This is a genomic window from Dyadobacter sp. BHUBP1 (assembly GCF_050587785.1).
Taxonomy (GTDB): domain Bacteria; phylum Bacteroidota; class Bacteroidia; order Cytophagales; family Spirosomataceae; genus Dyadobacter.
In genome coordinates, this window is the sequence record NZ_JBOBIH010000001.1 from 519,854 (window position 1) to 540,833 (window position 20,980).

The 20,980-nt window shown below is 48.7% G+C and carries 22 protein-coding genes; 14 read left to right on the plus strand and 8 right to left on the minus strand.

Features of this window, described 5'->3' with window-relative positions:
• Positions 1 to 2: 2 nt before the first annotated feature.
• Entirely contained in the window at positions 3 to 1,160 is a 1,158-nt protein-coding gene (locus ACQ4MZ_RS02200; RefSeq protein WP_430842504.1) for a DEAD/DEAH box helicase, read from the minus strand.
• A gap of 120 nt (positions 1,161 to 1,280) precedes the next feature.
• Between ACQ4MZ_RS02200 and ACQ4MZ_RS02205 the strand changes: the two genes are divergently transcribed.
• From ACQ4MZ_RS02205 to fabF, 9 genes are all read left to right on the plus strand, one after another.
• Positions 1,281 to 2,873 carry a serine hydrolase domain-containing protein gene (locus ACQ4MZ_RS02205; protein ID WP_430842506.1) on the plus strand — a complete coding sequence of 531 codons (1,593 nt, stop codon included), beginning with the start codon at positions 1,281 to 1,283 and terminating at the stop codon, positions 2,871 to 2,873.
• Positions 2,874 to 3,009: 136 nt separating this feature from the next.
• A complete protein-coding gene (locus ACQ4MZ_RS02210) occupies positions 3,010 to 4,209 on the plus strand; it encodes a C10 family peptidase (RefSeq protein WP_430842508.1) in 1,200 nt (399 codons plus the stop codon).
• 9 nt (positions 4,210 to 4,218) lie between these two features.
• A complete protein-coding gene (locus ACQ4MZ_RS02215; protein WP_430842510.1) occupies positions 4,219 to 4,761 on the plus strand; it encodes a VOC family protein in 543 nt (180 codons plus the stop codon).
• Between the two features lie 96 nt (positions 4,762 to 4,857).
• Positions 4,858 to 5,412 (plus strand): DUF2911 domain-containing protein, encoded by a 555-nt coding sequence (locus ACQ4MZ_RS02220; RefSeq protein WP_430842512.1) that lies wholly within the window; start codon positions 4,858 to 4,860, stop codon positions 5,410 to 5,412.
• A gap of 54 nt (positions 5,413 to 5,466) precedes the next feature.
• Positions 5,467 to 5,910 carry a hypothetical protein gene (locus ACQ4MZ_RS02225; protein ID WP_430842514.1) on the plus strand — a complete coding sequence of 148 codons (444 nt, stop codon included), beginning with the start codon at positions 5,467 to 5,469 and terminating at the stop codon, positions 5,908 to 5,910.
• 83 nt (positions 5,911 to 5,993) lie between these two features.
• Positions 5,994 to 7,247 (plus strand): PQQ-dependent sugar dehydrogenase, encoded by a 1,254-nt coding sequence (locus ACQ4MZ_RS02230; RefSeq protein ID WP_430842516.1) that lies wholly within the window; start codon positions 5,994 to 5,996, stop codon positions 7,245 to 7,247.
• A 216-nt stretch (positions 7,248 to 7,463) separates the two neighbouring features.
• Complete coding sequence (locus tag ACQ4MZ_RS02235; protein WP_430842518.1) at positions 7,464 to 8,225, plus strand: SDR family oxidoreductase; 762 nt, start codon at positions 7,464 to 7,466, stop codon at positions 8,223 to 8,225.
• Positions 8,226 to 8,274: 49 nt separating this feature from the next.
• Positions 8,275 to 8,508: a DUF2798 domain-containing protein gene (locus tag ACQ4MZ_RS02240; protein ID WP_430842520.1), complete on the plus strand. Its 234-nt coding sequence runs from the start codon at positions 8,275 to 8,277 to the stop codon at positions 8,506 to 8,508.
• A gap of 36 nt (positions 8,509 to 8,544) precedes the next feature.
• A complete protein-coding gene (gene fabF, locus ACQ4MZ_RS02245) occupies positions 8,545 to 9,795 on the plus strand; it encodes a beta-ketoacyl-ACP synthase II (protein WP_430842522.1) in 1,251 nt (416 codons plus the stop codon).
• 9 nt (positions 9,796 to 9,804) lie between these two features.
• Here fabF and ACQ4MZ_RS02250 read toward each other — a convergent pair whose 3' ends face one another.
• Positions 9,805 to 10,602, minus strand: coding sequence for an HAD family hydrolase (locus tag ACQ4MZ_RS02250; protein WP_430842524.1), 798 nt, complete (start codon positions 10,600 to 10,602; stop codon positions 9,805 to 9,807).
• Positions 10,603 to 10,669: 67 nt separating this feature from the next.
• Positions 10,670 to 11,377 carry an outer membrane beta-barrel protein gene (locus tag ACQ4MZ_RS02255; RefSeq protein WP_430842526.1) on the minus strand — a complete coding sequence of 236 codons (708 nt, stop codon included), beginning with the start codon at positions 11,375 to 11,377 and terminating at the stop codon, positions 10,670 to 10,672.
• A gap of 174 nt (positions 11,378 to 11,551) precedes the next feature.
• On the opposite strand from ACQ4MZ_RS02255, the gene ACQ4MZ_RS02260 reads away from it, so the two are divergent.
• On the plus strand, positions 11,552 to 12,451 hold the full coding sequence (locus tag ACQ4MZ_RS02260; RefSeq protein WP_430842528.1) for an EamA family transporter: 900 nt from the start codon (positions 11,552 to 11,554) through the stop codon (positions 12,449 to 12,451).
• Here the strand turns inward: ACQ4MZ_RS02260 and ACQ4MZ_RS02265 are convergent.
• Together ACQ4MZ_RS02265 and ACQ4MZ_RS02270 are read right to left on the minus strand one after the other, a co-directional pair.
• Positions 12,389 to 13,075 carry a class I SAM-dependent methyltransferase gene (locus ACQ4MZ_RS02265; RefSeq protein WP_430842530.1) on the minus strand — a complete coding sequence of 229 codons (687 nt, stop codon included), beginning with the start codon at positions 13,073 to 13,075 and terminating at the stop codon, positions 12,389 to 12,391. The two genes, ACQ4MZ_RS02260 and ACQ4MZ_RS02265, sit on opposite strands and share 63 nt — an antisense overlap.
• A 2-nt stretch (positions 13,076 to 13,077) precedes the next feature.
• Positions 13,078 to 14,001, minus strand: coding sequence for a UbiA family prenyltransferase (locus ACQ4MZ_RS02270; protein WP_430842532.1), 924 nt, complete (start codon positions 13,999 to 14,001; stop codon positions 13,078 to 13,080).
• A gap of 145 nt (positions 14,002 to 14,146) precedes the next feature.
• Here ACQ4MZ_RS02270 and ACQ4MZ_RS02275 point away from each other — a divergent pair, with 145 nt between their 5' ends.
• The 3 genes from ACQ4MZ_RS02275 to ACQ4MZ_RS02285 all read left to right on the plus strand — a co-directional run bounded on the left by ACQ4MZ_RS02275 (position 14,147) and on the right by ACQ4MZ_RS02285 (position 18,529).
• A complete protein-coding gene (locus tag ACQ4MZ_RS02275) occupies positions 14,147 to 15,712 on the plus strand; it encodes a M20/M25/M40 family metallo-hydrolase (RefSeq protein ID WP_430842534.1) in 1,566 nt (521 codons plus the stop codon).
• A 75-nt stretch (positions 15,713 to 15,787) separates the two neighbouring features.
• Entirely contained in the window at positions 15,788 to 17,176 is a 1,389-nt protein-coding gene (locus ACQ4MZ_RS02280; protein ID WP_430842536.1) for a leucyl aminopeptidase family protein, read from the plus strand.
• Positions 17,177 to 17,314: 138 nt separating this feature from the next.
• Positions 17,315 to 18,529: an ATP-grasp domain-containing protein gene (locus ACQ4MZ_RS02285; RefSeq protein WP_430842538.1), complete on the plus strand. Its 1,215-nt coding sequence runs from the start codon at positions 17,315 to 17,317 to the stop codon at positions 18,527 to 18,529.
• 3 nt (positions 18,530 to 18,532) lie between these two features.
• On the opposite strand, the gene ACQ4MZ_RS02290 is transcribed toward ACQ4MZ_RS02285, so the two are convergent.
• Together ACQ4MZ_RS02290 and ACQ4MZ_RS02295 are read right to left on the minus strand one after the other, a co-directional pair.
• Positions 18,533 to 18,865: an ArsR/SmtB family transcription factor gene (locus tag ACQ4MZ_RS02290; protein WP_430842540.1), complete on the minus strand. Its 333-nt coding sequence runs from the start codon at positions 18,863 to 18,865 to the stop codon at positions 18,533 to 18,535.
• A complete protein-coding gene (locus tag ACQ4MZ_RS02295; RefSeq protein ID WP_430842542.1) occupies positions 18,862 to 19,302 on the minus strand; it encodes an SRPBCC family protein in 441 nt (146 codons plus the stop codon). Before ACQ4MZ_RS02295 ends, ACQ4MZ_RS02290 begins: the two co-directional genes overlap by 4 nt.
• Positions 19,303 to 19,440: 138 nt before the next feature.
• Between ACQ4MZ_RS02295 and ACQ4MZ_RS02300 the strand changes: the two genes are divergently transcribed.
• Positions 19,441 to 20,502 carry a PDDEXK nuclease domain-containing protein gene (locus ACQ4MZ_RS02300; RefSeq protein WP_430842544.1) on the plus strand — a complete coding sequence of 354 codons (1,062 nt, stop codon included), beginning with the start codon at positions 19,441 to 19,443 and terminating at the stop codon, positions 20,500 to 20,502.
• Positions 20,503 to 20,531: 29 nt separating this feature from the next.
• Here ACQ4MZ_RS02300 and ACQ4MZ_RS02305 read toward each other — a convergent pair whose 3' ends face one another.
• Positions 20,532 to 20,966 (minus strand): nuclear transport factor 2 family protein, encoded by a 435-nt coding sequence (locus ACQ4MZ_RS02305; protein WP_430842546.1) that lies wholly within the window; start codon positions 20,964 to 20,966, stop codon positions 20,532 to 20,534.
• Positions 20,967 to 20,980 lie beyond the last annotated feature (14 nt).

Here is a 20,980-nt window from a genome sequence, read left to right on the forward strand (position 1 = left end):
ATTTAATAGCCCCGCAGTTCGATATCGTAAGACTCCATCATTTCGACGCGCTTACCCATCTTTTTCTGGATGATTTTGAAATGATGGACGTCTTCGGGGCAGATCAGCGAAATAGCCTCTCCCGGGTTTTCGGCCCGCCCTGTCCGGCCAATGCGGTGCACGTAATCTTTCGGAGAGCGCGGTAATTCGAAATTGATCACATAAGGCAGAAACTGGATATCGATCCCGCGCGACGCGAGGTCGGTCGCCACTAGTACATTCAATTTTCCCGATTTAAACTTATTCAAAGCCTCGGTGCGCGCACCCTGGCTTTTTTTGCTATGCATGGCCATGGCGTCGATACCGTTCTTTTTCAGCTTTTCAACGAGGTTATCCGCGGTTCGTGTCGCCGAAACGAACACCAGCACCTGCTTCATTTGTTGCGATTTGATCAAATATCTCAATAGCGGCCCCTTTCGGTCAGGATCGACGAAGTAGCCGGTTTGCTTGATCAGGTCGAGGTTCTGCTCTTCCTCTTCGATCTCTATCCGGATCGGGTTTTTCAGCTGATTCTTATTGATTTTATCCACTTCATCGCCTAATGTAGCCGAGAAGAGAATGCTCTGGCGGCTTTTGGGAAGGAGGAAGAAAATATCCCGCATTTCATCGGCGAAGCCCATATTCAGCATTTTGTCAGCCTCGTCCAGCACCAGAATGCGCGTTTCAGACAAGTTCAGCGCTTTGTAAGAGAGCAGTTCGAGCAATCGGCCGGGCGTGGCAACCAGGATTTCCACATGCTGCAATGCGATCATTTGCGGGTTAATGGATACCCCACCAAAAACCGCAAGCGTTTTCACCTTACGCGGAAGCCTTTCGCCGAACGTCTGGAAAACCGTGCCGATCTGCACCGCCAGCTCGCGGGTAGGCACCAATACCAATGCAGTAATATGCCGGTTTTTCGCCGGAGGCCTGTTTTGAAAGGATTCCAGAATAGGCAACACAAAGCTTGCCGTTTTTCCCGAGCCTGTTTTGGCGATGCCGAGCACGTCATTTCCCTTCAAAATGGCTGGAATTGCGGCCCGCTGAATCGGATAGGGTTGAGTATAATTCTGTTCAGCGATGGTTTTTAGTAATGGTTCGGACAATCCAAGCGATTGGAAGGAAGTTGCGTTCTCCGGCATGCGGTCATTTGTTTCGTGATTGATGCAAAGATAGCGCTCCCTGCGCAAATGCTACCTGTCCGCCCGCGAGCCGGTCCGCCGGTGCGCAGAAATTTTCCATCACCAGCATTTATAATCATTATGTCGTACAACCGCAGGGAGTTTCTTCAAAAACTAGGGTTTGGAGCCCTTCAATTGGGTGTAATCAGCGCCATTCCAGCGTCGGCGTGGGCGTCGTCGCTTAGCTACGGACAGTTGCCGCGCAGCTCGCCGGAAGCGCAGGGAATGTCGGCCAAAGGCATTCTGGATTTTGCCAATGCCGTCGAAACCGATCGGCTAAACCTGCATAGTTTGATGGTTCTGCGGCAGGGAAAAGTAGTTGCCGAGGGCTGGTGGGCTCCCTATGCACCCGATTTGAAGCATACTTTATATTCTCTCAGTAAAAGTTTTACTTCCAGCGCGATAGGCTTTGCCGTTGCGGAAGGCAAGTTGAAAGTGGACGATAAAGTCATTTCCTTTTTCCCGGAGGATAAACCTGCGACTGTAAGCGCCAATCTCGCAGCAATGCGCGTACGCGACTTGCTCAGCATGTCGACCGGCCATGATAAGGATACGACAGGGAAACTGCGGGAATCGGGGAGTGATAACTGGGTGAAATCGTTTCTGGCGCAGCCTGTGGAGCACGAACCCGGTACATTCTTTGTGTACAATAGCGGCGCCACGTACATGCTGTCGGCCATTATTCAGAAACTAACCGGCCAAACCTTGCTTGAATACCTCAAACCGCGCCTTTTCCAGCCATTGGTGATCGAAGATGTGGATTGGGAAGTGGATCCTAAGGGCATTAATACCGGCGGTTGGGGGTTGCGGGTCAAAACAGAGGATATTGCCAAATTCGGCCAGTTGTATTTGCAAAAAGGGGAGTACAATGGTAAACGCATTCTGCCGGCTGCCTGGATCGAAGAGGCTACACGCTCGCATATTATGTCGAAAGGAAGTAACAGGAAACCTGAGGACGACGACTGGCAGCAAGGTTATGGCTATCAGTTTTGGCGTTGCCGGAACGGTGCCTACCGCGGAGATGGCGCATTCGGGCAGTATTGTATTGTAATGCCGAAGGAAGACATGGTAGTAGCCATTACCAGTGAAACCGGAGATATGCAGGCCATTCTGAACCACGTTTGGAACCATATCCTGCCGACTGTGAAGGCCACCGGTGTTCCTGCCGACAAAGGTGTGCAATCGGAGATGCAGAAGAAACTGGGCTCACTCGCATTGCCTCTTACTCAAGGAAAGCCGGCTTCTGAACTCGCCGCGAAAATGAACGGGAGAGCATTCAAGCTGGCGAGTAATGAGTTGAAAATTAGCAAAATATCCTTCGAATTTGATAAGGGCTGGTGTCTCTTCCGCGTAACCGACGATAAGGGCGAACACCTTGTGGTAAATGGTTTGGGCAACTGGAAAATTGGCCTTACCGACTTATCGACCATGCCGCTCAAACTCGTCCTAACCCCCGTCCCTGGCGAAAAGAAAACGAAAATTGCCGCCAATGGCGCCTGGATTGACGATACTACCTTCGAAATGACCTGGCGCTTCATCGAAACCGCGCATTATGAAACTGTGCGGTGTAAGTTTGAAGGCGATAATCTGCAAGTTGAATTCAAAAGGAGCCTTGCGATTATCGGCAACACGAAAGATCCGCGGCCGGTGCTGAATGGTAAGGCGATTGTTTAATTTCAAAATTTCGTCCTTAAAATCCGACCGTTAATTTAATAGTAATAGCCATGTACTCATTGGGCTTTTTTTGATGTGAGGTTAACAATTTGGTTTAGGTATCATTGCGAATTCTTAAACCAAATTAATTCACCTTATGAGAAAAGCTAATTGGATATTGTTAATTGTTTTCCTGCTTGCTATTTCTTGTCAAAAGCCGGAAAATGTAGATTCTGCTAAAAATGTAGCCTCGAAAACTGAGGTAAGAGAGGACGATGCTTTGTTAATATCCAGCAACTTCTCCGAGCTGGTGGGTATTAGCAATAATAGTAATGTGGCGAATGCTAATGCAAGAACAGATGCTGGTGAAAAGAATGTCAAGAGAGTAAAAACATTCAGAGATTCACAGCAAAATGCATTGTATTATGTAATTACCTACGATGGTGGCGGCTTTATCGTTGTGTCCGCCGAGAAAAGGGCCCGTCCTATTCTAGCATTTTCAAATACAAGTGAATTTCCACTTGATCAGGAACTCCCTGCTGGTGTTAAAGAATTTATGCGTAGTTATGCGGAATCGATACAAGAGTTGCGGTCGACAAATGCGGCCCCCGATTCGAATATCGTCGCTGAATGGAAAAGGCTGGAAAATACTACCGAGATAACAAAGCTCATCGAGCGCAGCAAAAATGCCGGAGGACGGGTTTTGGACCAACCCGTCGATCCGGGATGCCAGGATTCTCAGATCCTTGTGAATCTGAATACGGCCAAATGGGGTCAGGCAGCGGCATGGAATGCCAATATGCCGCAGCAATTGCAGTATAGTTGTTCCAATATGCCGAATGGCCGCATGTTCACCGGCTGCGTTGCGACTGCCATGGCAGAAGTGATGAACTATCATAAGCATCCGAATAATTTTCAATGGGCTAATATGGCTCCTTACACTCAAGACGCTGCTTTCCTTATGCGATCTGCGGCCAATAGCGTAAATATGATGTACGATTGCACCGGCTCATGGGCATTTTTATCTTCAATACCATCAGCTTTGAAAAATACATTTGGCTATTCTTCATCAGCAACCTGGTCAAATTCATTTAATGCGAATACGTTGGAAAGTGAGATACTTAATTTTAGCAGACCTGTGATTTTAGGTGGTGTAAATGGCGGGGGACACGCCTGGGTTTGTGATGGATATTACAAATACATATCATGTACTTCTTCGAATGTGCCTTTGTTTGGTATGAATTGGGGTTGGGATGGCGACTACAACGGATTTTATGTTCCGACGGCGGCTGATCCGCGCAAGGTCGGTGGCTTTTATACGAATCTGGCAATGGTAACAACGATTAAAAAACCTTAGTAACCGGCTATGAAGAACATAATGATTTGTTTAAGAACAACTACGCTGTGTACCATTACAGCCATTAGTGTGGCCGTTTTGAGTTGTACAGACGGAAGCGATGAAGTGGTCAAAGAGCAGCCACTCGGAATGTATGTGTCGACAAGTGTGACAATAAGCGTGCGAAATGAATCCGGGAGAGATTTGTTGGATCCGGATCTTCCAAACTCTTTCAGGAAATTTAAAGTGTATTACTTAAAAGATGGTGCCAAACAACTTTACTTTGATCCTATGATGTCCCGTTCGGGCGGTTATTCATTTGACAAATACCCATTCGAGTCGGCTTATCATGTCAGAGTTTTGCTTGACTCACCCCCGTGGGACGCGGTCAACGATAATAAGTGGACGACTACTTATCTCGAATTCGAAGATGGGAGCACCGATACAATAAGGGCCCAATACACGATTAAACCTGGCTTTGTTGCTATTGCAAAGGCTTTCTACAACGAAGCACTGGGTTGGGATCTCGCGAGGGATAACGGAGACTTGCCCACATACGTAATAACAAAGTGAAAATACCATTCTCCTAAAACTTAACACAGCCGTGATTCACAATCCCGGCTGTTTTTCTTATCATTAGCCTTCAAATCTTTAACAAAAACCACAAACATGAAAAAGAACATTTTCCTGGCCCTTTTGATGATGGTGATTGCGTTCGGGGTGAATGCGCAGAAATTCAGAGGACTGGATAAAAGCCCGCGCGATATCGCATATTTCCCGGATCACTTTGCACATGACCGCAAGGATGGAGAGAAAGCATTGGTGAAGGTGTCGTACAGCCGTCCTTTTTTGAATGGGCGTGAAATTTTCGGTAAAAAAGAACCATATGGCAAAGTGTGGCGCCTGGGCGCGGATGAATCAACGGAAATCAGATTCTATGAAGACGCCACTTTTGGAGGCAAAAAAGTGAAGGCAGGCACCTACTCGATGTTTGCAATTCCAAACGAGAAAGAATGGACAATCATTTTGAGCAGCGACGTAGATTACTGGGGTGCCTACAAATACAAGGAGGCTAATGATGTGTTACGCGTGACGGCGCCGGTAAAAAAAGCAGATGCACCGATCGAGAACTTCTCAATAGTATTTGAAAAGGTTTCCGACAAAGCCGCGAAGATGTATCTGGGATGGGAAACGACCATTGTGGAAGTGCCTGTGTCGTTCTGAGGTTGCTGAAATGGCACGGTTCTTTCTCGGACCGCTGTCTGAACCAATGAATTTATGACAATGGCAGATATCCACGATCAGATCGAGCAGTTTTTTGACGCATATGAGAAGCGGTTTGCCGAAGGGCTTGCCGGGAATGCGGTAGCGGAAGAAACAGCGGCGGCATTTGCAGATTTCTTCGTCGAAGCGAGTCCGAACGGAATTATCGGCGGGAAGAATGACCAGGAGTTTTGGGAACGTGTGCCGGAAGGCTATAATTTCTACCGCTCCATCGGTATTACCAAAATGGAGATCAGGCAGCTGGATATTACAGAGCTGAACGAGCTGCATTATATGGTAGAAGTGTACTGGGAATCGTTTTATGAAAAGGGCGGTCAGCCGGGTTCCATCGAATTCAGTGTGATTTACCTGTTGCAGCATCTGAACGGGACGTTGAAAGTGTTTGCCTACATCACCGGTGATGAACAGGCCGTCCTGAAAGAAAGGGGCTTGGTGTAGAGGGGGATACTGGCATTATTATTGTAAAAGCTGGTCGGAAACGCAATGTTTCTGCCCAGCTTTTTGCATTAACATTCATCAAGATGAAGAAGTGTCAAATGATCTGTCTGCTGGCTCTGGTGTTCGCCTGGGGCTGCAATAGTAAGAAGGAAAAGGAAGAAGCGGCGCAAAGCGGACCCGACTCCGTGGCAACTGCGACCGACAGTCTCACATTGCCTGCTCCATTCGCGACCGAATCTGTGGAGAACAGGCCGGAAGAGGCTGGCTGGCCCGATGGCCAAACACCCGTGGCGCCCGCAGGCTTCGTAGTAACCAAATTTGCCGATAAACTCGATAGTCCGCGCTGGACTTATATCGCACCGAATGGCGACATTTTCGTAGCCGAATCGGCTACACGTAAAAGTGCAGATAGGATCACGCTCCTTCGAGATGTGAACAAGGACGGGACGCCCGAAATGCGCGAAATTTTTCTTGAAAAACTTAACAAGCCTTTCGGAATGCTCGTGCTGAACGGCTACTTCTACGTGGCCAACACCAATGGCCTTTACCGCTATCCTTACAAAGACGGCGAAACTAAAATCACTTCCAAAGGCGAAAAGATTGTGGACTTGCCCGCAGGCGGCTACAACAATCACTGGACGAGAAACCTGCTGGCGAATGCAAGCGGAAGTAAAATTTACATTTCGGTCGGATCTGCGAGTAATGTGGCTGACCACGGTATCGATGAAGAAAAGCGGAGAGCCAATATCCTGGAAATAAACCCCGATGGCTCGGGCGAGCGCATATACGCGAGCGGGCTGCGGAATCCCGTGGGAATGGACTGGGCTCCGGGTTCGAATGTGCTTTGGACAGCTGTGAACGAGCGCGATAAATTGGGCGATGACCTCGTGCCCGATTACATTACGGGTGTGAAGGAGGGAGGCTTCTATGGTTGGCCTTACGCGTATTTCGGGCAAAACGAAGACCCGCGAAGAAAAGGGGAGCGCCCCGACCTGGTTGCAAAGACGATCGTGCCGGATGTTCCCGTCGGTTCACACACGGCAGCGCTGGGACTGGCATTCTATAACAAAACCAAATTTCCTGCGAAATACCACAATGGCGCATTCGTAGGCCTGCATGGCTCATGGAATCGCTCGAAGCTTTCGGGGTATAAGGTGGTCTTTGTACCATTTCAAAATGGGAAGCCCTCGGGCAAGCCGGAAGATTTTCTCACCGGTTTTGTGGAAAGCGAAAAGAAGGTGTATGGCCGGCCCGTGGGAGTGACGGTAATGAATGATGGTTCGCTGCTAGTGAACGACGACTCCGCCAATATTATCTGGCGCGTAAGCGCAAAGTAAGAAATTATGGGCTATGGGAAGTACAATAGCGGCCCGGTGGCCAACCGGGCCGTTTTTTGTGTATAAGGCAAAAATTTTTTCGTTTTTTCTTGCAAAAATATACTGATCGGTATATTTTTGTCATGTGAATTTTAATTCGCCAAAGGAACCGGATGAATACCCGGCTTTTATTTTCTCAAATAATATACCAATTGGTATATTTTAAATAAAGAAACGATGAAAACTACTGGAAATACAATCCTCATTACCGGCGGAAGTGCCGGTATTGGTCTCGAATTCGCCAAAGCATTTGTTGCAAAAGGTAATCATGTAATCATCACCGGTCGGAATGAAGAGCGTTTGCAAAAAGCGGCGGCGCAGCTGGATAACGTAACGCCGATCGTCTACGATGTGGTTGACAAGCAGGCGACAGACGAGCTCGTTGCCCGCCTCGAAAATGAATTTCCTACCCTGAATGTGGTCATTAACAATGCCGGTAAGGCCGCTTACTATCATCTGGACGGTGATCGGGACGCTGCAACATTGGCCGAAGAGGAGATTACCACCAATTACCTGGCCATTATCCGTCTGAACCAGAAATTGCTGCCGCTGCTCAAAAAGGCGAACGAAGGCGCAATCGTAACCGTTTCCAGCATCGCTGGCCTGGTGCCGAACCACTTCCTGCCAACCTACGCCGCAAGTAAGGCCGCATTGCACTCTTACACGCAATCTCTGCGTATTGCGCTGGGCAAATCCACCAATATCAAAGTGTTCGAGATCCTCCCTCCGCTGGTGGATACGGAGTTTTCAGCTGAAATCGGTGGCGCTACGAATGGGATCCCCGCCAAACAGGTAGCGGACGAACTCGTGGAAGCATTTGAAAACAATACCTATGAAATTCTCACAGGGCGTACTGCCGATGTGTTTAGCCTCTTTTTGAGTAACCCGGCGGCCGCTTTGCAGGCGATGAACCCCGGCGTTGACCTCCAAACTGCCTGAAAAGGACGTCACAGAAAGTAACCTTCAATACACAAAAATCACTGCCGTTATGAGACAGAAAATCGCTTTTGCCATGATCATGGGGATCGTTACGACGGGGATAATTTCCTTCGCTTTGATCTCCCTAAATATTGGATTTGTTGCCAATTTTTTGGTGATTTGGCTCAAATCTTGGAGCATGTCGTATCTGATCGTCATCCCGGCAATCCTGTTGATTGGTCCGAAGGTGCAGAAACTGGTCGACGATATCTTCAAAGATACACTGACTCAGGAGGTTGACTAACCGCTCCTGATGTCCTGGATCAAATAATTAAACTGTATGAAAAGAGTTGTAGTTACCGGCCTGGGGGTTATTTCTCCGCTGGGGAATTCCGTGGAAGAATTCTGGCAAAATATTGTAGATGGTAAAAGCGGTGCTGCTACCATCACTAAAATGGATGTTTCCAAATTCAAAACTCAATTCGGTTGCGAAGTGAAGGACTTCCATCCCGAAGATTATATCGAAAAGAAGGAGCTCAAAAAGTATGACTTGCATACTCAATATGCGATTGCGGCGTCGGATACGGCGATCAAGGATGCAGGGCTAGACTTTGCGAATATCGACTTGGAAGACCGCCAGGACATGGGGGTGATCTGGGCAACCGGAAACGGTGGTATGGGTACATTTGAGGACCAGTTACTGGAATTCCACGCATCAGGCGGGGTACCGCGTTTCAGCCCGTTCTTTATTCCAAAAATGATTGTGGATATTGCAGCAGGTGTAATTTCGATCCGCCACAAACTGCACGGACCTAACTACTGTACCGTTTCGGCCTGTGCGTCTTCGAATACTGCATTGATCAGCGCATTTGACACAATCCGCATGGGTAAGGCCAAGCTGATGGTAGCCGGTGGTTCCGAGGCAGCGATTATCTACTCGGCATTGGGCGGTTTCAGCGCGGCTCAGGCACTTTCGAAGCGGAATGACGATCCTGCAACGGCTTCAAGACCATTCGATAAAGACCGTGATGGTTTTGTAATGGGCGAGGGTGCTGCGGCATTGATCCTCGAAGATTTGGAATATGCCAAAGCGAGAGGAGCCAAAATCTATGCTGAAATCGTCGGCGGCGGAATGGCTGCGGATGCTTACCACCTCACCGGTACACCTCCGGATGGTATGGGTGCAGCATTGGGTATGAGAAAAGCTCTGGCCGAAGCCGGCATTACACCCGACAAGATCGACTACGTGAATGCGCACGCAACATCCACCGGGCTAGGCGATATGAGCGAACTGCAAGGGATGAAAACCGTATTTGGTGACCACCCGGTGGCGATCAGCGCCACAAAGTCGATGACCGGCCATTTGCTGGGTGCGGCGGGAGCGCTCGAAAGTATCGTTTGTGCATTGGCAGTTAAAAACGATATTATTCCGGCGACCATTAATACACAAAACCTGGACGAGGCGATTCCCGAAGGCATGAACATCGTGCTGGGCAAATCGCTGAATCAGACTGTGAATTACGCGCTGAACAATACCTTCGGTTTCGGAGGGCATACAGCGACTTCCATATTCAAAAAATATACGGAGTAGGGCATTGCCTTACTCCGCGATTTCCGAAAGGACTTCTACAACCCCGTTTTCATCGTTGCTTTTGGCGATGAAACGGGCTATTTTTTTAATATCCGGGTGCGCATTCGCCATTGCATAGGAATAATGCGCCTTTTCGAGCATTTCGAGGTCGTTCAGATAGTCCCCGAAAACCATTGTTTGTTCGGCTGTAACGTTGAATTTTTCCTGCAAGACCTCCATTGCACGGCCTTTGTTGGCTTTTTTATGCGAAATATCCAGCCAGATCGGCCCGGAGACTTTCACCTGCAGGTCGTGCTCGTATTTCTTGTAATACGGGTAGCTGTTTACTTCAGAGCCTGCCAGGTCGCATAATGTGAATTTGAGAAATTGATCGTCGGTGATTTCGAGCAGGTCAGGCACAACCTCGTATCTTTCAAAATACAGTTTGAGGTGATTGATGAACTCTTCGTCGTCATTCTCGACGTAAGCCTTTTTCTTCCCGCAAATGATCGGGTAGGTATTTTTGATCTTTCTTGAAATCAAGATCAACTCGCGGGTAATCTCCGGGTCGATTGCCTGAATGTGGATTTCTTCGTCTTTGAAAACTACATAACTGCCATTCTCGGCAGCGAAGATGATCTCATCCTTGACGGCATCGAGGGTTTTGGCGAGGTTGAAATATTGACGACCACTGGCTGCGACGAAAATGATTCCGTGATTTTTAAGTTTCCTGAAAACAGGGAAAAAAGATTCGTGGATTTCGTGTTTGGAATTCAAAAGCGTACCGTCCATATCGGTAGCCACCAGCCGGATGTCGGAAAATGTCATACTTGATTAATATTGCCTTACCAATCAAGTCAAATAAGCCGACTATGGTTCCGCTTTTACTGCTTTTTTAGAATATTCGGTACTGGACACCAATGCGCCACACACGCATATGAAGGTCGGTAGGGCCGCCTGCCCAGTCGTTGAGCCAGTTCGTCACCCCGTGCGCGTAACTTACTGCCAACCCGAGCCGCTTACCGGATATTTTTGCTTCCATTCTGGGGCGGAAATCGAGGCCGGGGGTGAGGCCGTCGCGATCGGTATATTGGTCGTCTTCAAATACATCTTTGATAACCAGGCGACTCGAACTGCTGAGGCCGATGCCAAAATCGGCGCCACCGCGGAGCGAGAGATCCAGATTTTCTGCTAATGAAAAGTTATATCCAGCGCTGGGGAAAATGTTGATGAAGTGGTTACGGGTAATACCGTAGCCATTGTCGGTTTTAAAGATCATGTCGTCGAGCTGATATTGTTCAACATTAATGCGAGTGCGGAGGTTTTCGTAACCGGTTTCCAGGCCGACGAGGAAATGGTTTTTAAACTCGTGTTGCACCGCGAGGTTTGCGCCGTAAGTAATTGCAGGTACATCACCGAGGTAACTAGCCTCCCGAAGAAGGCAGCCACAAAAAGGGCCTCCGGTGCCGGAAGTGGTCGTCTTTTCTGCGCTCGCGCCCGCAAAGCGTGAAATGCCTGAATTGAGCCCAACGGAAAATGTAGTATGCTGGGCGAGGCCGATCTGGCAGATGAACAGGAAAGGAAGGATGGAGAGAATTTTCATGGATCTGGGCTTTTGGGAATGGAAACTGTCTGGTTGACACGATAGATTAACCAACGGTTGCATAGTGAAACGGTTAAATTTCAATTGGAAATATCCCTTCACGACGAACCTGCACGAACCCGGCTGCATTTTTTGCTGTTTCGGGAATACGGTCCACACCACATCAACAGCCTGATGAAATTTTCAAAGTACTACCTCACCGCATTTGTTTCATTTCTGATCTGGGGCTTTTTCAGCCTTGCCCTCAAACCATTGAAAGGATATCCGTCGCTCGACATCCTTTTTTACCGCGTGTTCATGTGCGCGGCGGTGATGGCGGTAATCAGTCTGTTTGTGCGGGTGAAAGTGCTGAAAGAGAGTGTCGCTGCTTTCAGGGCAATGCCTGCGGGGCGGAAACGTCAGGTTGCATTCCTGACATTGATCGGCGGGGTATTGCTGACCGCCAACTGGTTTTTCTTCATTTACGTGATGAACCACATCAGTGTGAAGGCCGCTTCGTTTGCCTATCTCGTCTGCCCGATCATGACCACCGTAATCGCCTTTTTCGTACTGGATGAAAAGCTCAGCAAATGGCAGTGGACAGCGGTAATGCTCAGTGTTCTGAGTTGTATTTTGTTGTCATTCAATAATATATCGGATATTCTGTACAGCCTGATTGTCGCGGCTTCGTACGCATTCTATCTCGTAAGCCAGCGCAAGAATACGGGTATCGACAAGTTCCTGGTGCTCACGATCCAGATCGTGTTCTCTGCATTGCTGCTGCTTCCTTTTTACCCGAAATACAGCGCAGCGCTGCCAACAGAAGGTTTATTTTACGTCCTGATCACGCTGATAGCCGTCGTTTTCACCATCATTCCGCTCTTCATGAACCTGTATGCGTTGCAGGGGGTGACCTCCTCGACAATGGGCATTCTGTTGTATATCAATCCATTGATGAACTTCGCGATCGCGTTGTTTTACTTTCATGAGCCGATTAATTCGGTGCAGATCACTGCTTACGCATTGATCCTGCTATCGATCCTCATTTTCAACGAGCGGTTTATTTTTGGCCGGGACCGCACTGCGGTCGCCTGATTTGCGGTACGCGGCTGAACGGATGAACCGACCAAAGTAGAAGGTTTCAAATGTCAGGTAATAGCCATTATTGGCAAAATGCTGCGGCATATCAGGGAGTTGGTCGGCTTCCACGTGACTGATACTTTTGAAGAAAATATACATGGACCTCAGCAGGGCTTTTTGCCAGATCCGGTTGAGGCTTTTATCAATGTGAAAGTCTGTAAAAAGCCATAATGCGGCGTTTTTGAGCATTCTATCCAGCTTTCCGAAAACTACATGGGCGCGTTCGTGACTGAAATTATCGAAAAGAAACGGCGTCATGACGATATTATATTGAACCTGTGTCACATAGTCTTCGATGCTGGCATGAATGAATTTGACCTGATTGCCCTTGAAATCTCTTTTCCTGGCGAGATCAAGCATATTGGACGAGATTTCAACATAGTCGATGGCTAATCCTGAGGGGTATAGCCTCGCAATTTCCTCCAATATCCAACCCGTTCCCCCGCCTACGATGAGCACGCGAGCGGGAGAGGTTATAAATGGCAGCAATGCCTGCTGCGCGCGGATGATCGATTTTCCGAAAATCAGCCTGCTGAGCCTGTCATAGTTCGCAGCAATGCGGTCATAGTTGTTCAGCATAGTTAATGCAGATTTTGGTGCGCAAAAAAGCTCCCTGCGATCCCGCATAGTGCTTTAACCAGTAGTAGTCCGTCGATCACGATCAGGTAGAACAAAATGCTTTGCCGTTTTTGAAGCGAAAACGCGACCACCAGCAGGCACACAAAGGGTACCATATTGAACAATATCGTCGGAATGCCGAAATCCTGGTAAATAGCAAATGCCAGAAAAGAAACGAGGCCGACGAGCAAAAGCGGTACAAGCACGGCGTAGATGGTCCTCCGAAGTCCCATTCTCACAGCAAATGTTTTCAATTCGATATTCGCATCGTCCTCATAGTCCTTCATATCGAACATAATGGCGTTGACCGTGCAGAACATCCAGTTTTTGGTAAAAAGCCAGAGCATCAGCAGGGGCTCCGCAACGGCTATGCCCCGTTCGATCCGCAGGGCCGCGACTGGAAAAAGATTGACGCATCCAGCCCACACAAAGCCGATCACGAATGCTTTCAGCCAGCCGGTGTGACGTAGGTTAAATGAAATGAGGGATTTGGGCAGTAAACCATAATACAGGATCGCGGCAAGCGGCACAATTGATAAAACCAGCCAGTAATAAAGCGGCAAATGTACGATCGCATGGAAGTTTTCAATCAGGTACCAGGCCCCCAGCAGCGTGCAAATACTGAAAAGGGACACCTGGCTCATCCGTACAAAACGGTAATGCTGCCGGTACCATTCGGTGCGGGGATTGGCGGAAACTTTCGGGATAACCGGTCCCGAATAGGCGATCGTGTAGTAGAATACGGTTGTGCAGAAAAGGAGAATGTAATAGGAGAGTGAATTGAGCGGGATGTTAAGCTGAAAGGCAGTTTCCAGGGATAATGCCACCGCCAGGATTCCGACGAAGTAGTTGGCGAAAAATACAAATGCGATAATCCGGTTTAACATATCTGCCTGTGAACCAGTGTGCCATCCATGGCTCTTACTGGAATAATATAATTAAAATATCAATTTAGAATTTTTTAAGAGGGCAAGGAAAGCGTCATAGCGATTTCCTACATTGGGTCACGATATTTCTTAAACCACCAATTCCATGAAAAAAATCTATTTGTTCCTGACCCTTTGTCTTTCGAGTCAGGCCGGTTTTGTTTTTGCACAAAGTAAAGACGCGGTCGCGAAAGACCCAGTGGTTGAAAACATTGTAAAGGAGGCTACTGAAAACTCGCAGTTGGAAAAACTCGGCCATGAACTGATGGACGTGATCGGCCCCCGGCTCGTAGGCTCGCCTCAAATGCAGCAGGCACACGACTGGGCGGTGGCTAAATACAAAGGTTGGGGTATCAGCGCAAAAAATGAAAAATGGGGTGAGTGGCGTGGTTGGGAGCGCGGCGTGTCGCATATAGACATGGTGGCGCCGCGCGTGAAGTCGCTCGAAGGAATGCAGCTCGCATGGAGCCCCGGCACGAATGGTAAAACGGTAACCGCGGATGTGGTGATACTGCCCGATGTGGCCGATTCGGTAGCCTTTCAGAAATGGCTTCCTTCTGCCAAAGGCAAGTTCGTGCTGATTAGTATGAACCAACCCACAGGCCGCCCTGATTATAACTGGCAGGAGTTTGCCACGAAAGAATCGTTTGAAAAGATGAAAAAGGACCGGGATGCGCAGACCGAGGGATGGGCAAATCGTCTGAAAAAGACCGGCTACACTTCCCGCACATTGCCGCTTGCATTGGAGAAAGCGGGTGCGGCGGGCGTGGTGATGTCTTACTGGTCAAAGGGTTTTGGGGCAAATAAGATTTTCGGTGCTTACACGAAAGCCATCCCAACGGTAGATATTTCACTCGAAGATTACGGCCTGTTATACCGCCTGGCGGAATCGGGGCATACGCCGAAAATCAGCGTGCGTGCCGACGCGAAAGAAACCGGTATAAGCCAGACTTTTAACACTGTAGGGGAGATCAAAGGCACTGAAAAGCCTAATGAATATGTAATCCTCTCAGCGCATTTTGACTCCTGGGATGGCGGCACCGGCGCTACTGACAACGGGACCGGTACACTTGTGATGATGGAGGCCATGCGCATTCTCAAAAAGGTATATCCCAATCCCAAGCGAACGATCCTGGTCGGGCATTGGGGAAGCGAAGAGCAGGGGCTGAACGGCTCGCGCGCATTTGTGGAAGACCATCCGGAGATCGTGCAGAATATTCAGGCGGTGTTCAACCAGGACAATGGCACGGGCCGGGTCGTGAACCTGTCAGGTCAGGGCTTTTTGAATGCTTATGAATACCTAACCCGCTGGCTGACCAAAGTTCCCGAGCCGATCCGTACACCTATCCAAACCTCATTTCCCGGTGCCCCCGGAACCGGCGGGTCCGATTTCGCCTCATTCGTAGCAGCGGGTGCTCCGGCATTTTCATTGAGCTCATTGAACTGGTCGTACGGCACTTACACGTGGCACACCAACCGGGATACCTACGACAAGATCGTATTCGACGACGTTCGCAGCAATGCGATACTGGCGGCAATTCTGGCCTATCAGGCAAGCGAAGATCCTGCCAAAACCTCGCGTGACAAAAGCATTTTGCCCCTCGATGCCAAAGGTGTACCGGGCGCATGGCCTGAGCCGCGCAAGCCTACCCGCCGCGGCGGATTGGATTAATGTCCGCATAACCCATTTTTGAAAGCAAAGGCATATATTGTCTTTGCTTTTTTTATTAACCGAATTTTGAATCCAATGCAAATAGAGATCATACAGGAGCCTATCGAAGACGTGCTGATTGTCCGCCCGTTCGAGCAGGGTGCCGAACCCGCTAACCAGGAAATGTTTAAAGCGGAGAAAGGGGAAACATGGTGGTATTCGTCGAAAGAGTTGTGGTTGGGGCTGGGAAAAGCACCTAAGCTCCCGGCTGTTGCCAAAATTTTCCGCTCGCTTTTTTTCAAACGAAAAGACCGCTGGCCCGCGCACATCATACTTGACGGACGCGGACATGGGGCCGAATGGATCGGGAGTGCGGTGAATGGTATTGTTTTGGGCGGTTACGACCTGCAGCTTTATAAAACGGAGCCGAAAGCGGTGAGTGAATTTTTCAAATCGGGTATCTTGTCGATTTTGACCGAAGGTTTGGATATGGAGCAATCAGCGAGCAATGCATTGAAAACTGCTCTGGTACAAATCCGCGTCATGGACTTGATGAATGCGCCTTCTAATTATAAAAAGCCTGCTACGCTGGCCGACTGGGCAGTAAAATCGGGCGCCAAGAATGGCTATTCGGTTCAGATATTGGAAAAAAAGCAGTTGGAAGAACAAGGTATGCATGCATTGCTGGCTGTGAGCAAGGGAAGTGACGAGCCGCCTGTGATGATTGTTTCCGAATATAAACCGGCACATTACACTCGAACGATTGCGCTTGTTGGAAAGGGAGTCACCTTCGATACCGGTGGTATTTCGATCAAACCGTCGGCCAATATGCATTTGATGAAAAGCGACATGGGTGGAGCAGCCGCTGTTTTGGGCACAATTGAACTGGCGGCACAGTTGAAATTACCAGTCCGCATTATCGGTGTGCTTCCTTCCACTGAAAACTCGGTGGATGGTTCGGGTATGAAACCCGGGGATGTGATCGGTTCCTATGCAGGGAAAACGATCGAGGTGATCGATACCGATGCGGAAGGCCGGCTGATCCTTGCCGATGGCCTGCATTATGCCGTCAAACATTATGAGCCGGATGTGCTTATCGACCTTGCAACGCTCACCGGAAGTGTTATCCAGACGCTCGGTTACGAAGCGGCAGGTCTTTTTACGCCCAACGACGATCTCGCGGCAGAGCTCATTAGCGCAGCCGACGAGACCGGCGAGCGCCTGTGGCGACTACCGGTTTGGGACGAATACAAAGAAGAGATCAACTCCGATATCGCGGACGTAAAGAACTATCACGGTAAACCCCTGGCGGGCGCCATTGTGGCGGCCAAGTTTCTGGAAGTATTTACTGCCGGGCATCCGGCGTGGGCACATCTCGACATTGCCGGAATGGCATTCGGAGATACCGAATTTGCGCCAGGCCGTGCCGGAACCGCCTACGGCGTGAAGTTATTGATCGCTTACCTCTCGAAACTCGCGGGTTAATTTCAATGGCCCGGTTATAACGGAAATTTAACGGGGCCTTTTCTTGCCAAAATGGTTCTTTTTGCTAGATTTGAGAATATATGCTTTATGGCATGGCTCATTCGTTAAATGCCGCTACCGTCCACCAAATCACATTTTATGACCCGAACTCTGACTTTTCTCTGCATTTCCACCTATTTCAAAGGCAACGATTTTTTGCAGGCGCTGAAAGATGCTGGTAATAAGGTTTTTTTGATCACCGCGAAAAAGCTGGAAGATAAGCCTTGGGTCAGGGATGCCGTGGATGAGTTTTTCTATGTCGAGGAGGGCGAAGATGGTACTTATAACATGAACGAGATCATCACCGGCCTTGCGTATGTGATGCGCACGCGCCCGATCGACCGCGTGGTAGCACTCGATGATTTCGATGTGGAGAAAGCGGCGCACATCCGCGAGTATTTCCGCATCCCCGGCATGGGGCAAACTACCGGCCGCTATTTCCGCGACAAGCTGGCAATGCGTACAAAAGCATTGGAATCGGGCATTCTTGTCCCGGGTTTTTCGGCGCTATTTAATGATGATGAGATCAACCGTTTTATTGAGAGATACCCGGGCCCGTGGATGATCAAACCACGTTCGGAGGCTTCGGCTTTGGGCATTCAGAAGCTGAGTACCGCCGAGGAGCTCTGGAACACCATTCACGAACTGGGCGACAAACGCCACGCCTATTTGGTGGAGCAGTACAAGCCGGGCGACGTCTATCATGTAGATTCGATATCGTACAACGGTATTGTTATATTTTCCTGGAATAGCAAATACCTTGCTCCACCTTTCGATGTGGCCCATGGCGGGGGGATATTCCGCTCGGTTACGGTGCCCTTCGATTCTTCCGAAGAGCATGCATTGCAAACGCTCGCCGTGGATTTGCTGAAAGCATTCGGACTGAAACACAGCGCTTCGCATACGGAGGTGATCCGTTGCTATGACGACGGTAAATATTATTTCCTCGAAACATCGTCGCGCGTCGGCGGCGCGCACCTTTCCGAGATGGTGGAAGCGTCGTCGGGTATTAACCTCTGGAAAGAATGGGCGAGGATGGAAACCGCTGAGGCCAAGGGCGAAAACTACAAACTGCCGCCTGTGCGGAAAGAGTATTCCGGCATTATCATCTCTCTGGCACGCCAGGAGTGGCCCGACCTGTCGGTTTTCAACGACCCGGAGGTGGTATGGCGTATGAACGAACCGCACCATGTAGGGCTGGTCGTAAGGTCCAAATCCCGCGAAAAGGTGTTGGAACTGATGGATAAGTATGCTGCCATTGTCCAGAAAAAATACCATGCTTCCGCGCCGGCCCCGAAGAAACCGGCGCATTGACGGTTATTTTTTGGAGGCGGGCGCATGGGCGGCCAGGTAATTTTCCAGGCTTCTGAATTGTGCTGTCCAGTATTCCTCGAACATGTTGATCCATTGCTGGACTTCGCTGAAGCCGGTCTGGCTCAGCACGCAATATCGCTCACGACCTTTCTCCTCTATATTGATAAATCCCGCATTTTGGAGGATTTTGATATGTTTTGAAACGGCTGGTCGGCTGATATCGAAATTCTCCGCGATCGCATTGATCGAGCGTTTTTCTTTGGCAACCATCATCAATATTTCCCGTCGCCCCCGGTCCGCCAGGGCCTGGAAGGCATCCACCGTCTCCGTGCTCATAAGAAATGTGCTTCGAAAGCCTTTTTGAGTGATTTATTAACGATTTTCTTCCAACCCATTTCCATGATGAAGCTCGTTAGCATGTTTTTCGCGCCGGTAAACCCGGTATGTTCCAGTCGCAGCTCAGTGCCTCCGTCCTTGGGTTCCAAAATCCAGGTCACGACCGTATCCAGTGTGGTAACACCCGGCTTGGGTCCCCCTTTGAAACTATAAGAGAGCCTTTTCAACGGCTCGATTTCCAGTATTTTGTGGTACATAATTCCATCCCAATTCTGTGCAGGCCTCGGCTTTTGCTGGGTTTGGCATTCAAAACCTATTTCGGGCTTGAAGTCTTTCATCGGGCTCCATTTGGTGAGGATTTCGGGATTGGTAAGGCATTCCCATATCATTTCAGGTGGGTACGGATAAAACCATTTGAGCTTGATGTCGCGTTTCATAATGCGTAACTTTTTAGTTACACGAATTTATATGTAACTTTTTTGTTACGCAATTTTTGGGTGAAAAAGTTTTTTGTAGAAGTGCGTTACCAAAGTGGGAGGCGAACGTCTAAATGGGTGGACTTAATCACATTCACTATGGACAACATCACAAAAAGTTCACTTTTCAACGCGGTAAAAGATCTGATACAGGCTAGTAGGCAGTATATTGCCGTTTCGGTGAATGCAGAAATGAGCCTGTTGTACTGGAAAATCGGAACGGTAATCCGGCAGGAAATCCTGAAACAGGAGCGGGCTGAATACGGAAAGCAAATTGTCGCTACACTGTCGCGACAATTGGAAGGGGAATACGGGACATCATTTTCCGAAAAGCATTTGCGTAGAATGACTCAATTTGCAGAGCTCTTTCCTGACGAACAAATTGTCGTATCACTGATACGACAATTGAGTTGGTCGCACATCAAGGAGGTATTGCCCATTCAGGAGCTCGTCAAAAGAGAATTCTATATCCAAATGTGCATCCACGAAAAATGGAGTGTGCGGACGTTCAGGGAACGCATTCAATCCATGCTCTACGAGCGAACTGCCATCAGTAAAAAACCCGAGGACGTGATCATTAACGACCTGAAACTGCTGAGAAGCGAGCAGAAACTGAACCCCGATTTGGTTTTCAAAGACCCATATTTCCTCGACTTTCTGGGATTGAAAGATGCCTATTCCGAAAAGGACCTTGAAGCCTCGATTATCGTGGAATTGCAGCGTTTCATTATTGAAATGGGTACCGATTTCGCATTCATGGCGCGACAGAAGCGCATTACTATCGATCACAGGGATTATTTCATCGACTTGCTATTCTATCACCGGCGGCTGAAATGCCTGGTTGTAGTGGACTTAAAAATGGGGGAATTCGAAGCTGGTTTTAAAGGGCAAATGGAGCTTTATTTGCGGTTTTTGGAAAAATACGAGATGATGGAAGGTGAAAATGACCCGATCGGGTTGATCTTATGCTCTGGGAAAAGCAGCGAACACATTGAATTAATGCAGCTGAGTAATAGTAACATCCGCGTCGCGGATTACCTCACGGCATTGCCGTCTCAGCAAATTTTGCAGGAGAAGTTACACAAGGCAGTAGAGATCGCTCGACAGAAAATGGAGCAACGCGATTTCTCAAATGCCAAAAGGGTCTGCCAAAGTGATTAACAGACCCTTTTTGAATATTTTGAAAGAGATTAAACCAGCTTGAATGCCTGGCGGCCCAGCAGTACCCAGTTTCCTTTTACTTTTTGGAATACCATCAATACTCCGAGTTTCACCTGCGCTGGTTCTTTGCCCTTGTTATGTGTATCGCCAAACAGCTTGTGGCGGACCAAAGCAACATCGCCCGAGATGGTGATAGTTTGTTCACTAAGTTCAATTTTGGTGAATTTAGATTCCGTGCTAACCAGCGCGCGGATGAACTCCTTCTGGTCTTCCAGCAGACCATTGGAATGGCCATAGGAGAGGGAGGGAGAGGTCAGTTTTTTCAGATCGGCCTCGTTAGCGCTGATAATGGCAGTTTTCAGCTTTTCGACAGTTGCTGCAACGGCTTTTTCGTCGGCGCTTTGGGCGAATACAAATGCATTGCCTACCAAAAGGAATGCAAGGAGCAAAAGTGTTTTTTTCATCGATTAATAAGGAA